Annotated in this window: 8 protein-coding genes; 5 read left to right on the forward strand and 3 right to left on the reverse strand. The window is 68.5% G+C overall.

Annotated elements, in window-relative coordinates:
• Positions 1 to 45 precede the first annotated feature (45 nt).
• The gene (locus IAI54_RS28885; RefSeq protein ID WP_420838262.1) at positions 46 to 744 is read left to right on the forward strand and encodes a DUF502 domain-containing protein; all 699 of its coding nucleotides are present in this window, start codon (positions 46 to 48) and stop codon (positions 742 to 744) included.
• Between the two features lie 7 nt (positions 745 to 751).
• Here the strand turns inward: IAI54_RS28885 and recG are convergent, their stop codons facing one another.
• Positions 752 to 2860: an ATP-dependent DNA helicase RecG gene (gene recG, locus IAI54_RS03750; RefSeq protein ID WP_187971080.1), complete on the reverse strand. Its 2109-nt coding sequence runs from the start codon at positions 2858 to 2860 to the stop codon at positions 752 to 754.
• A gap of 182 nt (positions 2861 to 3042) precedes the next feature.
• Between recG and IAI54_RS03755 the strand changes: the two genes are divergently transcribed.
• From IAI54_RS03755 to IAI54_RS03770, 4 genes are all read left to right on the forward strand, one after another.
• Positions 3043 to 3318, forward strand: a complete 276-nt coding sequence (locus tag IAI54_RS03755; protein WP_187971081.1) for a succinate dehydrogenase assembly factor 2 — start codon at positions 3043 to 3045, stop codon at positions 3316 to 3318.
• A gap of 13 nt (positions 3319 to 3331) precedes the next feature.
• Entirely contained in the window at positions 3332 to 6829 is a 3498-nt protein-coding gene (gene mfd, locus IAI54_RS03760; RefSeq protein WP_187971082.1) for a transcription-repair coupling factor, read from the forward strand.
• Positions 6830 to 8222: 1393 nt separating this feature from the next.
• Positions 8223 to 8804 carry a GNAT family N-acetyltransferase gene (locus IAI54_RS03765; RefSeq protein WP_187971083.1) on the forward strand — a complete coding sequence of 194 codons (582 nt, stop codon included), beginning with the start codon at positions 8223 to 8225 and terminating at the stop codon, positions 8802 to 8804.
• 875 nt (positions 8805 to 9679) lie between these two features.
• A complete protein-coding gene (locus tag IAI54_RS03770; RefSeq protein ID WP_187971084.1) occupies positions 9680 to 11230 on the forward strand; it encodes a hypothetical protein in 1551 nt (516 codons plus the stop codon).
• Positions 11231 to 12171: 941 nt separating this feature from the next.
• Here the strand turns inward: IAI54_RS03770 and IAI54_RS03775 are convergent.
• On the reverse strand, positions 12172 to 12849 hold the full coding sequence (locus tag IAI54_RS03775) for a DsbA family oxidoreductase (RefSeq protein ID WP_235679239.1): 678 nt from the start codon (positions 12847 to 12849) through the stop codon (positions 12172 to 12174).
• Between the two features lie 79 nt (positions 12850 to 12928).
• Positions 12929 to 14734, reverse strand: coding sequence for an extracellular solute-binding protein (locus IAI54_RS03780; RefSeq protein ID WP_187971086.1), 1806 nt, complete (start codon positions 14732 to 14734; stop codon positions 12929 to 12931).
• Positions 14735 to 14938 lie beyond the last annotated feature (204 nt).

Below are 14938 nucleotides of genomic sequence, written 5' to 3' on the forward strand. Positions count from 1 at the left end.
CCTTGCCCTATCTATGGTGAGGCTGCCGATCCGGAATCCCCTTTCATGTCCGACAATCCCAAGAGCCGAGGAATGATGCGGATCAGGAACTATTTCCTGACCGGCTTCGTGGTCTGCGCGCCGCTGGCGATCACCGCCTACATCGCCTGGTCCTTCGTCGGCTGGGTCGATTCCTGGGTGAAGCCCTACATTCCGGCGCGCTACAATCCCGATTACTACCTGCCCTTCGCCGTGCCCGGCTTCGGCCTGATCGTGGCGCTGATCCTGATCACCATGGTGGGCTTCCTCACGGCAAACTTCATCGGCCGCTCGATCGTCGCCTATGGCGAGAGCCTGCTCGACCGCACGCCGCTGGTGCGCAGCCTCTACAAGGCGCTGAAGCAGATCTTCGAGACCGTGCTGTCGAACAAGTCGGAGGTCTTCAAGAAGGTCGCGCTGATCGAGTATCCGCGCCGCGGCCTGTGGTCGATCGTCTTCGTCTCGTCCGAGCGGCAGTCGGAGGTGAACCACACGCTGGAGGAGCCGGCAAGCGAGACGATCGCGGTCTTCCTGCCGTCGACGCCCAACCCGACGACGGGCTTTCTCATGTACGTGCCGCGCGCCGACGTCATCGAACTGTCGATGTCTGTCGAGGAGGCGGCCAAGCTGATCATTTCGGCCGGCCTCGTCACGCCTGACCACCAGAAGAAGACCGCCGACCTGGCGAAGGCGGCCAGGGCCGAGCGCCTCTCCGCGGCGGAATGAGCGCGGCTCAGCCGGCGCGCAGCAGCCGCACCGCCTCGTCGCGCCCGAAGAGATAGAGCAGCAGCCGCAGCGCCTCGCCGCGCGGCGAGACGAGGTCCGGGTCGCGCTCGAGCACCAGCCGGGCGTCGCTGCGGGCGATCTCCAGGAGGTCGCCATGCGCCTCGAGCCGCGCCACCTGAAACCCCGGCGTGCCGGACTGGCGCGTGCCGAGCAGCTCGCCTTCGCCGCGCAGCTTCAGGTCTTCCTCCGAGATCACGAAGCCGTCCTCGGTCTCGCGCAGCACCGACAGCCGGCGCTTCGCCGTCTCGCCGAGCGGACCCTCGTAGAGCAGCACGCAGGTCGAAGCCTTGTCGCCGCGCCCGACCCGGCCGCGCAGCTGGTGCAGCTGGGCGAGCCCGAAGCGCTCGGCGTGCTCGATGACGATGATCGTGGCGTCCGGCACGTCGACGCCCACCTCCACCACGGTGGTGGCGACGAGCACCTTCGTCTCGCCGGCCTTGAAGGCGCGCATCGCCTCGTCCTTTTCGGCCGCCTTCATGCGCCCGTGCACCAGCCCGACCAGTGGCCCGAACACCTCGCGCAGCGCCCTGGCCCGGTCCTCGGCCGACATCAGCTTGACCTCTTCGGATTCCTCCACAAGAGGGCAGATCCAGTAGGCCTTCTGGCCGTCGCGCACCGCCTTGCCGATGCGCGCGACCAGTTCGGAGAGCCGCTCGACCGGCAGCGTCACCGTCTGGATCGGCCGCCGTCCGGCGGGCTTCTCGGTCAGGCGCGAGACGTCCATGTCGCCGAAGGCCGACAGCACCAGCGTCCGCGGGATCGGGGTGGCCGTCATCACCAGCATGTCGGGGGCGTCGCCCTTGGCGGTGATCGCCAGCCGCTGGTGCACGCCGAAGCGGTGCTGCTCGTCGACGATGGCGAGCACGAGGTTGCGGTAGCCGACGGCGTCCTGGAACAGCGCATGGGTGCCGATGACGAAGTCGATCGAGCCATCGGCGATGCCGGCCAGGATCTCGGCGCGCTCGCGGCCCTTCTCGCGGCCGGTCAGCACGCGGGCCACGAGACCGGCCTGTTCGGCCAGCGGGGCGATGGTGGCAAAATGCTGTCGCGCGAGGATCTCGGTCGGCGCCATCAGCGCCGCCTGGCCGCCGGCCTCCGCCGCCCGCGCCATCGCCATCAGCGCCACCACGGTCTTGCCGGCGCCGACGTCGCCCTGCAGCAGCCGCAGCATGCGGTCGGGCCGCGCGAGGTCGGCGTCGATCTCGGCCACCGCCCGTTCCTGGCTGCCGGTCAGCGCATAGGGCAGGGCGCTCCGGATCGCCGCCACGTGGCGGCCGTCGCCGGAGAGCGGCCGTCCGGAAAGCCGGCGGATGCGGGCGCGCACCAGCGCCAGCGACAGCTGGCCGGCGAGCAGCTCGTCATAGGCCAGCCTCCGCCGCGCCGGATTGTCGAGCGCGACGTCGAGCGCGTCGGCCGGCTCGTGCAGCCGCTTCAGCGCGGCAGCGAAATCGGGGAAGGACTGCCGCCGCATCAGCTCCGCGTCCTGCCATTCCGGCAGCACCGGAAGCCGCGCCAGCGCCTGGGCGAGGATGCGCCGCAGCACGCGCGGCGACAGGCCGGCCGTCAGCGGATAGACCGGCTCCACCAGCGGCAGGTCGCCCGCCTTGTCGGCCGGCACCATGTGGTCCGGATGCACCATCGAGGGGCGGCCGTTGAACCATTCCATCCGCCCGCTGACCAGCATGCGCATGCCGACCGGCAGGGCGTTCTCCAGCCAGGTCCCCTTGGCGTGGAAGAAGGTGAGCGCCATCTCGCCGGTCTCGTCGAAGGCGAAGACGCGGTAGGGCATGGCCCTGTTGCCGCGCGGCGGCGGCTGGTGGCGGTCGACCGTCACCTCCAGCGTCACGATCGCGCCCTCGGCGGCGGACGCGATCCCGGGCCGGTTGCGCCGGTCGATCAGCGAATGCGGCAGCACGAAGAGGAGGTCGCCGACCCTGAGATCGCGCTCGGCGACGTCGGCGGGGGTCACCTTCTCCAGCAGCGCGACGACCTTCGGCCCCACGCCCTCGAGCGTGGTGGCCGGCGCAAACAGCGGGTCGAGCAGCGACGGACGCATGGCTCAGCCTCCGGCCGGCTGCGGGCAGGCGGGGGAGGGGCCGGCAGGCGCCGAAGAGGCGCAGGAGGAGCGATGGCGTGACACGCGCGCACCTTATCCGCCTGCGCGGTCGCTGCAAGGCTGACACTGGCCCCGTTCCGTTCTATATGCGCAGCCGAACCAGGCAGGCGAAGATCGTGACGATGACCAGCAGCGGACCTCTCGGCATCCGGCGCAAGAAGGCGCTCTACCGCGCCCAGCATCGCGGCATGCGCGAGATGGATCTGCTGCTCGGCACCTTCGCCGCCGCCAGCCTCGACGGCATGAGCGCCGCCGAACTCGACGCGTTCGAGGGAATGCTCGACATCCCGGACGGCGACTTCCTGAAATGGCTCACCGGCGAGGTGCCGGTGCCCGACCGCTACGACACAGACCTCTTCCGCAGGATCCGGGCGTTCCGCCAGGTCATGCCTTTCTGACGACGGTCCATCCATGAGCTTGATCGATTCCCTCGGGCTGAAGCCCGGCCGCACGGGCTCCGTCGTCATCGGCGGCGTGGCCGACGGCTACGAGGCCTTCGTGCTGGCCGAGGTCGCCGCCGAAGCGGCGGGCGACCGGCCGCTGCTCTACGTCGCCCGCGACGGCCAGCGCATTCCCGCCATCGTCGAGGCGCTCGGCTTCGCCGCACCCGGCCTGCCGGTGCTGGAACTGCCCGCCTGGGACTGCCTGCCCTACGACCGGGTCTCGCCCGGCGCCGATGCCGCCGCGCGTCGGCTCGATGCGCTGTCGGCGATGATCGCGCTGAAGGAGAAGCCGCACCGGGCCGTCATCCTCACCACCGTCAACGCCATCCTCCAGAAGGTGCCGCCGGCCGCACTGCTCGCCGCCCAGTCCGTCTCGGTCCGGCCCGGCAACCAGGTCGACATGAAGGCGCTGGTGGCGCGGCTGGAGACCGGCGGCTTCGACCGCGTCGGCACCGTGCGCGACGTCGGCGATTACGCCGTGCGCGGCGGCATCCTCGATCTCTTCGCACCCGGCTGGGCCGAACCGCTCCGGCTCGACTTCTTCGGCGACACGCTGGAATCGATCCGCGCCTTCGACCCGGCCACGCAACGCACCACCAGCCAGCGCCCCGCCATGACCCTGCAGGCGGCGAGCGAGGTGACGCTGACGGCCGAGACCATCAGCCGCTTCCGCCGCAACTACATCGAGACCTTCGGCGCGCCCTCGCGGGACGACGCGCTCTACGTCGCGATCTCCGAGGGCCGCCGCTTCTCGGGCATGGAGCACTGGCTGCCCTTCTTCTACGAGAGCCTCGACACCGTCTTCGACTATGTGCCCGACGGACCGGTGGTCTTCGACGCGCTGGCGCAGGAGGCGATGGCCGAGCGCCACACGCTGATCCTCGACCATTACGACGCCCGCAAGCGGCAGGCCTCGGGCAAGGGCCTCGGCGATTCGACGCCCTACAATCCGACCCCGCCGGACCGGCTCTACCTCGCCCCCGACGCCGTGCGCGCGGCGGCCGGCGAGCGGCTGATCGCCGACCTGTCGCCCTTCGACGCGCCGCCGGCCGACGGCCGCGTGATCCTGAAGGCGAAGTCGCGCGCCGGCCGCTCCTTCGCCGCCGTGCGCGCCGATCCCGGCGCCAACGTCTTCGACCACGCCGTCAGCCATGTCGCGGAGGTCCGCGCGGCCGGCCGGAAGACGCTGGTCGCCGGCTGGACGGAAGGCTCGCTCGACCGGCTGACCCAGATCCTCGCCGAGCACGGCCTCGGCGGCCTGACGCGGGTCACCTGCCTCGACGAACTGGAAAGGCTCCCGCCCGGCCAGACCGGCATCGCCGTCCTGCCGCTGGAGACCGGCTTCGAGACCGACCGGCTGGCCGTCATCGGCGAACAGGACATCCTGGGCGACCGTCTGGTGCGCCGCGCCAAGCGCAAGCGCGCCTCCGACTTCATCTCCGAACTCGCGTCGCTCGCCGCCGGCGACATCGTCGTCCATGCCGACCACGGCATCGGCCGCTTCATTGGCCTGCGCACCATCGAGGCGGCGGGCGCGCCGCACGACTGCCTGGAAATCCACTATGCCGGCGATGGGCGGCTGTTCCTGCCGGTCGAGAACATCGACCTGTTGTCGCGCTACGGTTCGGATGCCGCCGACACGCCGCTGGACAAGCTCGGCGGCGGCGCCTGGCAATCGCGCAAGGCCAAGCTGAAGAAGCGCCTGCTCGACATGGCGGGCGACCTGATCCGCATCGCCGCCGAGCGCCAGATGCGCGGCGCCCCGGCCTTCCACCCGCCCGAAGGGCTCTACGGCGAGTTCGCCGCGCGCTTCCCCTACGAGGAGACCGAGGACCAGCAGGCGGCCATCGACGCCGTCATCGACGATCTCGGCCTCGGCCGGCCGATGGACCGGCTGATCTGCGGCGACGTCGGTTTCGGCAAGACCGAGGTGGCGCTGCGTGCCGCCTTCCTCGCCGCCATGGAAGGCGTCCAGGTGGCCGTGGTGGTGCCGACGACGCTGCTCGCCCGCCAGCACTTCAAGACCTTCTCGCAGCGCTTCGCCGGCCTGCCGGTGACCGTGCGCCAGGCCTCGCGTCTCGTCGGCGCCAAGGAACTGGCCGAGACCAAGAAGGGGCTGGCCGACGGTACCGTCGACATCGTCGTCGGCACCCATGCGCTGCTCGGCGCCGGCATCGGCTTCAAGCATCTCGGCCTGCTGATCATCGACGAGGAGCAGCATTTCGGCGTCAAGCACAAGGAGCGGCTGAAGGACCTGAAGAGCGACGTGCACGTGCTGACGCTGTCGGCCACGCCGATCCCGCGCACGCTGCAATTGGCGCTGACGGGCGTGCGGGAGCTGTCGCTCATCACCACGGCCCCGGTCGACCGCATGGCGGTGCGCACCTTCATCTCGCCCTTCGACCCGCTGGTCATCCGCGAGACGCTGCTGCGCGAGCGCTACCGCGGCGGCCAGAGCTTCTACGTCGTGCCGCGCATCGCCGACCTGAAGGAGGTGGGCGATTTCCTGAAGGAGCACGTGCCGGAGCTGAAATTCGCCACCGCCCACGGCCAGCTGGCGCCGGGCGAGCTCGACGACATCATGAACGCCTTCTACGACAGCAAGTACGACGTGCTTCTGTCGACCACGATCGTCGAATCCGGCCTCGACATCCCGACCGCCAACACGCTGATCGTCCACCGCGCCGACATGTTCGGTCTGGCCCAGCTCTACCAGCTGCGCGGCCGCGTCGGCCGCTCGAAGCTGCGCGCCTACGCGCTGTTCACCCTGCCGGCCAAGCGCACGCTGACGCAGACCGCCGAGCGGCGGCTGAAGGTGCTGCAGTCGCTCGACACGCTCGGCGCCGGCTTCCAGCTCGCCAGCCACGACCTCGACATCCGCGGCGCCGGCAACCTGCTCGGCGAGGAGCAGTCGGGCCACATCAAGGAGGTCGGCTTCGAACTCTACCAGCAGATGCTGGAGGAGGCCGTGGCCGAAATCCGCGGCACCGGCGAGGTCTCCGACGGCTCCTGGTCGCCGCAGATCACGGTGGGCACCGCCGTCATGATCCCGGAAGCCTACGTCCCCGACCTGCAGCTGCGCCTCGCCCTCTACCGGCGCCTGGCCGACCTCGAGACCATCGCCGAGATCGACAGTTTCGGCGCCGAGCTGATCGACCGCTTCGGCCCGCTGCCCGACGAGGTGCAGCACCTCCTGAAGATCGTCTACATCAAGGCGCTCTGCCGCAAGGCCAACGTCGAGAAGCTCGACGCCGGCCCGAAGGGCGTGGTGATCCAGTTCCGCGACAAGACCTTCGCCGACCCGGCCGGTCTGGTGAGGATGATCGCCGAACAGGGCTCGATGGCGAAAATCCGCCCCGACCAGGGCGTCGTCTTCATCCGCGACTGGCCGAACCCCGAAAAGCGGCTCGCAGGCGCCGCCGTGGTGATGACGCAGCTGGCGCGGCTGGCGGAGAAGGCGGCGTAGCGGCGCGCGGACGCGCTCCGCCAGCGCCCGGCCGAGGTTCAGCACGCCGCGCGAGCCGCGTAGCGGCACGCGCGCGCGGACGCGCTCCGACCTGCCTTTCGTCATCCCGGAACGCGGCGCCGAGCGAAGCGAGGCGGCGCGTGTCCGGGATCCATGCCTCGCCGTCCGCGACACGCGATCCGGTGCCGGACGGTCGCCGTCCGTGGTCCATGTCCGGGGCGCGCTGCGGAACCGGCGCAGTCTTTTCCATCGTGGAGCCCGACGACGTCCGTCGAGGCATGGATCCCGGATACGCCGTCCGTCGCTTCGCTCGGACGCAGTTCCGGGATGACGAGGGTGGAGGGATGGCCGGGCGAGGCGGGCCTGTGCGGTTGCCGTCCAGGGGCAGCGTGGTCCCCCCCTCCGCCTCGCTGCGCTCGGCACCTGCCCCCACTTCGTGGGGTTGGAGGATGGGCGGCAGCGGTGGCGGCGGGCTGTCCTCCACCCCACGAAGGGGGGCGGAGGTGGGGTCGCGAAGCGACGACGGAGGGGGGGCGCGCCGCTGGAAGACTTGGCGTCGACCGTGACGACCGAGCCAATGGAGGAGCGCTGCGACAGAGGCTCCGACGCCGGCGCGGCGGCGGCACCTGACTCGTCCTCCACCGGATCGCGGACGACGTCCGTCGAGGCATGGATCCCGGATACGCCGTCCGTCGCTTCGCTCGGACGCCGTTCCGGGATGACGAAGGCGGGGGGATGGCCTGCAGCCCTTGGGCCTCAGCCTGCGTCTCCATGCGGCCACCCTGCGCGCCACGTCATTCCGGGGCCGCGCAGCGGAGCCCGGAATCCAGAGTGGTAGCTGAGGCGGAAATGCGCGTGGTTCGTGCGCAGCCTTGGGGCGTCGGCACGCTGGATCCCGGGTTCCGCTGCGCGGCCCCGGAATGACGCCGACGAGCGAGGTCGCAAGGTTGCCAGCCTGCAGTCTCTCAAACGCAACAGAGTTGATGACGATAGCGGTAGGGCGCTTTGCGAAAGCGGTTGCCGTCCCTGCGCCGGCCGCGACACCCGCGTCATTCCGGAAGACGAGCCGCGCGGAGCGCGGAGCGGCTGTCCGGAATCCATTCCGTGACGCCCCCCGGTGCCGCCGACGTCACGCCGGGCCCGCCGCCGAGGTCACGGAACGCATCCCGGCTCCGACCGCCTCCGCTGCGCCCGGCGTCCGGTCCGGAAGGGCGCGGCGGTGGAGGTGGCGCGGTGCAGGTGCGGGTCGACGTGCCGACCAGCGATTTCGGAACGATGCCGCCACCGGCAAACAGGGGTTGCATTCTCGAAAGAACCCCACCAGCATGGCTCCATCGGCGGCCGCCTTTCGGGACGGCGCCGCAGGGATAACACTTTCGCGGGAGGCTGCGGCGTGTTCGAGGCGGGCGACAGGGCAGGATCGGGAGCCGCGGCGTCGGGCGCACCCACCGACGCGATGCGGCATACGTCGAGCGAGTTGTCCCGCCGGCTGGCCGCTCCTGCCGACACCATCGTCGTGCGCACGCCGGTCGAGGCCGACCGCGAGCCGGTCCGCATGCTCTGCAGGGCGATGCATGCCCGCACCGTCTTCGGCGACATCCCCTTCTCAGACGCGAAGTTCGACCGCGCGGTCGCCTCGCTGAAGAACCGGTCGCGCCAGTCGGTCGGGCTGGTCGCCGAACTGAACGGCCGCGTCATCGGCGCGGCCTGGGCGAGTGCCGGGGAGTATGTCTTCGGCGAAGGCGAGGTTCTGACCACGGTTCACGTCATTGCCGTGGACGTGCCTTTCTGTGGCCGGCTTCTGTCGGCGCGGACCTTCCTCCGGCTCGTCGCGGCGATCCGCAAATGGTCCATCACCCGCGGGGCAAAGCGCCTTCTCGTCCACGTGACCACGGGCCGCGATCTCGCTTCCACCGACCGGTTGCTGAGGGCGGCAGGTCTGGAACTGATGGGTGGAGGGTATGTGGATAAATAGCTCAAACGTGAGTCTGTCCAACGGATTTGTGCTCAAAATTCCCGTTGTAGTAAGCAGATGTAGGCCATAGGCTTTGGCGGGATAAAGGGAGGAGTCTAGATTGGACACCAAAAAAAGAGACCGCGAGCGTTAATGAGAAAGTATGGCACCGTTCATGATCAGATTGCGGTTTAATTACCTGAAGTTTAGAACAATATTCATTCTATTATTCATGAGTATCATTGTCGCAAGTCTGTGTTCAAAATATTCGTCATTGTACGCAGAAGAAGGATATAATAAATTCCGAATGGATACACTAATAATATTACTTCTATTTATATCATCTTCCGTTATATTTGTTTACTGTTGCATGTCAATAATGGTGAATATGTTTCTATTGACCGGGCGATCTGTCGATCAAAAGGCGGCGTTGGCTGTATATCGCTTCTTTCGAATGAGTTGGCTTCTTGCTCGAGAGACAAAAAACTACTATGAACGCAAAATGCAAGAGCTAGGTCAAAGAGCGTATTTCGATGAGTGAAATCGGGGGGTATTTCCAAAAAGGAGGAGCGTACGCGGCTTTGGGAGTCGTTAACGATTCGGGTAGGGTAGGTTATTCGTTTAGTTTAGGTCTTCAAGGATCTGTTGTTGCAGCTGGATATGCTCAGGTTTCATTCACGACTACGATAGATACTACCGGAAGTTTTTTTTCAGTTATATCTTCTCTTTCTTTCGAGATAAGTCCTTCGGTTGGCCTCGGTTATGCGAGTCCCACATTTGGGAATCCCACCCAGGTAACCGCAGGAACATATGTCTCAGTACTAGGAACACCAACCCAGACTACAACAATCGGCTATTCTCTGATCCCTTGGACTTCGGATTTTTATGAGTATGGCTTGTACGAGAGCCATCCAATAGTAGGGGTTCCGCAGGTCTCTCCTGTATCGCAAGTGCCCGCGTATGTGTCGCAAGTGCCAACTTACCTAGATGCGTTGCTCTCGCTGACCTATCACGACATCGCCGAGGCGGGCGGCTCACGCTACGATGCGGCGATTGCAAACCAAATGGATGCTGCCGGCGCGGTGGCAGCCCTTGGCGGCGCGGCAACCTTCGCAGGCACTGCCTCGGGCTTTGGAACCGGGCTCGGTGTGCCGTCCGTCGCGACCGCGGGCTCGTTCTCCCTGGACAACGGTGTCCAGTCCACCGGCGGCTTTGACAATGGGTCGCAGGGCGGGTCCGACATGGATGCTCCGTCTGGCACTGCGGGTTCGGCCGGTGACGGCCGTGGCGCGGCATCGTCATCCGGGGGCTTCACGGTGGGTTCCCTCGCAGGCTCGGCCGCGGGCTTCGGCTCCGGTGTCGGCACGCCCTCCGCCGCGACCGCCGGCTCGTTTTCCACCGGGAACGGCGTCCAGCCCACCGGTGCCTTCGTTTCCAGTCCCGCCGTACCCGGCCAGTCCGCCACTTCGCCAACCGGCATCCTCGACATCGGAACGGTAAGCGTCTTCGCCTATGGTATGACGGTTGACGAGGATGCCGTCGCCCCCGCCGCGACCTCGTCCGACAGCGGCGGAGGTGCGAAACCCATCCTCGTCGATCTCGACGGCGACGGCCTCGAAATCGCTGCCGCGGACGATAACTTCGTCCTGTTCGACACCGACGACACCGGGCTGATCCATCGGACCGCCTGGGCCGGCAAGGGCGACGGCGTGCTGTTCTTCGATGCCGACGGTGACGGAACGATCTCGGCCGCGCGCGAATACATCTTCACCGAATGGGACCCGACCGCCGGCGGCGACATGGAAGCGCTGCCCTCCCACCGTCATCCCGGAATGCGGCGCCGGGCGAAGCGAGACGGCGCGTATCCGGGATCCATGCCTCGTCGGTCGCGACACGCGGTGTGGAAGGACCAGCGCCGGCCGCCGGCCATCTCGGTGGCGCGCGGCAGGACCGGCGCCGTCTTCTCGATCGTTCCGCCGGACGACGTCCGTCGAGGCATGGATCCCGGATACGCCGTCCATCGCTTCGCTCGGACGCCGTTCCGGGATGACGAAGGCGGGGGCAAAGCCGGGCGAGGCGGGCCTGTGCGGTTACCGTCCAGGGGCAGCGTGGTCCCCCCCTCCGCCTCGCTTCGCTCGGCACCTCCCCCCACTTCGTGGGGTTGGAGGATGGGCGGCAGCGGTGGCGGCGGGCTGTCCTCCACCCCACGAAGTGGGGGCGGAGGTGGCGTCGCGAAGCGACGACGGAGGGGGGGCGCGCCGCTGGAAGACTTGGCGTCGACCGTGACGACCGGGCCGACGGAGGGGCGCTGCGACAGAAGCTGCGACCCCGACGCCGGCGCGGCGGCGGCACCTGACTCGTCCTCCACCGGATCGCGGACGACGTCCGTCGAGGCATGGATCCCGGATACGCCGTCCTTCGCTTCGCTCGGACGCCGTTCCGGATGACGAGGCGGGGGATGGCCTGCAGCCCTCAGGTCTCAGCCTGCGTCTCCATGCGGCCACCCCGCGGGCCACGTCATTCCGGGGCCGCGCAGCGGAACCCGGAATCCAGAGTGGTAACCGAGGCGGAAATGCGCGTGGTTCGTGCGCCGCCTTGGGGCGTCGGCACGCTGGATCCCGGGTTCCGCTGCGCGGCACCGGAATGACGCCGACGAGCGAGGTCGCAAGGTTGCCAGCCTGCAGTCTCTCAACCGCAACAGAGTTGATGACGATAGCGGTAGGGCGCTTTGCGAAAGCGGTTGCCGTCCCTGCGCCGGCCGCGACGCCCGTGTCAATCCGGAAGACGAGCCGCGCGGAGCGCGGAGCGGCTGTCCGGAATCCATTCCGTGACGCCCGCCAGTGCCGCGAACGTCACGCCGGACCCGCCGCCGAGGTCACGCCGCGCCCGCCCGGTTCCGGCTCCCGCTGCCTCCGCTGCGCCCGGCGTCCGGTCCGGAACGACGCGGCGTGAATGGCCGGCGCGGTGCAGCCGCTTCGGCGGGCCTCATTCCGAAACGCGATCCCGCGCCCGACGAAGGATAGCCACGTCGGACGTAACGAGTTCAACGGTGTTCTCGGTCGGCCCGACCGCGGCGCACGGCCGCGCTCGACATCGTCCGGCACGGCCCGCGAGGGGAGACGACCATGAGCGGCACCGACCGGCAGCGGGTGGGAGGCGGATATGCGGCTCAGGTTCCACCCGGACTCGCTGCAGCGGCAGTTGACCATGTCGTGTGGTGCCGCCTTTCCGGGGCTGTCGGCGCTTTACCCCTGGCGCAAGGGCGGATGACACACCCGACGAGCGAGCCGAACGCATCGCACCGAAGCAGTTCGCCCAGCCGGCCGCTCGTCCGGAGCAGAGGCGCCTGCCGCCTCGTCTCCAGCCGTCGATACAAGCAGCCCGCCCTTCACGCCCCCTCCAGTTCCCCCTTCGCCTTCAGCTCCGCCACCTGCCGGATCGCGTCCGCCAGGGTCTGCGGGTCCTGGGCGCCCATCACGGCGTATTTGTTCTCGATGATGAAGCAGGGCACGCCGCGCACGCCCATGCGGGAGGCGGTGGCGATCTCTTCGGTGACGGCGTCGCGGTCGGCGTCGGTGGGCAGCAGCGTCTCGACGACGGCGGCGTCCATGCCGGCCTCGCGGGCCGCCGCGATGAGTTCGGCCGGGTCGCCGACGTTGCGGCCCTCCTGGAAGTAGAACTCGAACAGGCGCCGGGCGAGGCGGTTCTGGATCTCGGGTCCGGCCGAGCCCGCCCAGCGGATCACCCGGTGGGCGTCGAGCGTGTTCGGTGCCACGGTGATCGCCTCGAAGTCGAATTCGATGCCCTCGGCCTGGCCGGCGCCGACCAGCGTGTCGTGCGCCTGGCGCAGCCGGTCGCCGCTGCCGAATTTCGCCAGCATGTAGGCCTTGCGCTCCAGCCCCTCCGGCGGAATCGACGGGTCGAGCTGGTAGGGTCGCCAGCGCACGTCGACGTCGATGCCCTCGGCAAGTTCCATGGCGCGGTCGAGCCGCTTCTGGCCGAGGAAGCACCAGGGGCACACCACGTCGGAGATGACGTCGATGCGGACGGTCCGGGTCTGGTTCACGGCTGGCTCCATGTCTGCGCGGGCTCCCTGGCTGCGCTCTCGGTCGGATCGGGTCTCTGCGGCGGTTTCGCGGCCGGGGTCAGTCGGCGGCGCGCCACCATGTCGGCAGCTGATAGCCGTAGAGCGGTACCTTGCCGGGATGGCCGATCCGTGTCCAGCGTCCCACCCACTGCTCGCCCTGGTGATAGAGCGGCACGACGTAGGCGCCGGAGAGCAGCACCCGGTCGAGCGCCCGCACCGCCTCGATGAAGTCGCCCCGCGCGCGCGCCTGCAGCATCGCCTCGATCAGCGCGTCGACGGCGGGGTCGGCCACGCCCGCGAAGTTCCAGGAGCCCTGCGCGTCCTTCGACGCCGAGCCCCAGCGGCCGACCTGTTCGACGCCCGGCGACAGCGAGGCCGAATAGCTCATCAGGATGACGTCGTAGTCGCGCGTCAGGAGCCGCTGCTGGTACTGCGCCGCGTCGACCGAGCGGATCGAGGTCTCGATGCCGAGGCTGGCGAGCGTGCGCTGCCACGCCAGCGCCAGTTCCTGGCCGCCATTGGCCTTGAGCATGATCTCGAAGGCGAAGGGCCGCCCGTCGGGGCCCATCATCCTTCGGTCCTTCATCGCATAGCCGGCCGCCTTCAGCGCCTCGAAGGCCTCGCGCAGGAAGGCGCGATCGCGGCCGGTGCCGTCGGAAACCGGCGGCGCCCAGCTGCCCGCCAGGATGGCGGGGTCGACGGCGCCGGAGAAGGGCGCGAGCAGGGTCTTCTCGGCGTCGCTCGCCGGCACGCCGTGCGAGCCGAGTTCGGAACCGTCCCAGTAGCTCTTCGTACGGGTGTAGACGCCCGAAAACAGGTTCTGGTTCGCCCATTCGAAGTCGAACAGCCCGGCCAGCGCGCGGCGTGCGGCGCGATCCTCAAACACCGGGCGCCGGGTGTTCATCACGAAGCCGTACATGCCCGACGGCAGTCCGCTGTCGAACGTGTCCTTCGCCACCGCGCCGCTCGCCACTGCCGGAAAGTCATAGTCGCTCGTCCAGCGGGTCGAACTCCCTTCCGGGAACACGTCGATCAGGCCCTTCTTGAAGGCCTCGAACATGGCGTTCTCGTCGCGGAAATAATTGAGGCGGATCGTGTCGAAATTGTCGAAGCCGCGCTTGGAAGGGATGTCCCTGCCCCAGTAGTCGGGGTCGCGCGAAAGCTCGAGCAGTTCGCCCGGCCGCACCGTCGTGATGGTGTAGGGACCCGAGCCGGTCATCGGCGTCAGCGTCGACTTGTCGAAGGTCGCCGCATCGATCGCGTGCCTGGGCAGCACCGGCATCAGGCCGAGGATCAGCGGCAGCTCGCGGTCGGGCGTCTCGAAGGTGAAGCGCACGCCGCGCTCGCCGACCTTCTCCATCGACGCCAGCTTGTTGACCGTCGTCGCATAGCGCGGGAAGCCCTTGTCGCGCAGGAGCTCGAAGGTGAAGATCACGTCCTCGGGCGTCACCGGCTCGCCGTCCGAGAAGCGGGCGCGGGCGTCGAGCGTGAACTCGGCATAGGTCCGGGCCTCGTCGGTGTCGATCGTCTCGGCCAGCAGCGGATAGAGCGTGAAGGGTTCGTCGTAGGAGCGCATCATCAGCGTCTCGACGACATTGTTGCCGTAGAGGAGGTCGAGGATGCCGCGGGCGCCAGATCCCTGGATGATCAGCGGGTTCAGGCTGTCGAAGGTGCCCTGCACGGCGTAGTTCACCGTGCCGCCCTTCGGCGCATCGGGATTGGCATAGGGCAGGTGGTCGAAACCGGCCGGCAGCGCCGGCTCGCCATGCATGGCGATGGCGTGCCGCGGCTCCGCGCCGGCCGGCGCGGCGGCGAAGGGGAGGGCGCAGAGCGCCAGGGCGAGGAGGGGGATGAAGGGTCTCATGGCGGCCGTCGTCGATGAGCGGATTGATTCGGGCCACCCTAACACGCCGGGCCCGGCCTGCACCCCTTGCAGGATAAAGCGGCGCGATTCCGGACGACGATACTGGATTCGCCTTGCGCGCGGGTGTACAGGCGGCGGCAGAACGATTCACGGTCGGCCGGCCCCGCGGCCAAGTCATGCTGTCGCCTCATTTGGCCAACATTG

The organism is Aquibium microcysteis (assembly GCF_014495845.1).
Taxonomy (GTDB): domain Bacteria; phylum Pseudomonadota; class Alphaproteobacteria; order Rhizobiales; family Rhizobiaceae; genus Aquibium; species Aquibium microcysteis.

Bases quoted from the DNA above. Each gene is read 5' to 3' on its own strand.
- IAI54_RS03755 (WP_187971081.1), top strand. From the start codon at position 3,043: ATGACCAGCAGCGGACCTCTCGGCATCCGGCGCAAGAAGGCGCTCTAC.
- IAI54_RS28885 (WP_420838262.1), top strand. From the start codon at position 46: ATGTCCGACAATCCCAAGAGCCGAGGAATGATGCGGATCAGGAACTAT.
- recG (WP_187971080.1), bottom strand. From the start codon at position 2,860: ATGCGTCCGTCGCTGCTCGACCCGCTGTTTGCGCCGGCCACCACGCTC.
- IAI54_RS03780 (WP_187971086.1), bottom strand. From the start codon at position 14,734: ATGAGACCCTTCATCCCCCTCCTCGCCCTGGCGCTCTGCGCCCTCCCC.
- mfd (WP_187971082.1), top strand. From the start codon at position 3,332: ATGAGCTTGATCGATTCCCTCGGGCTGAAGCCCGGCCGCACGGGCTCC.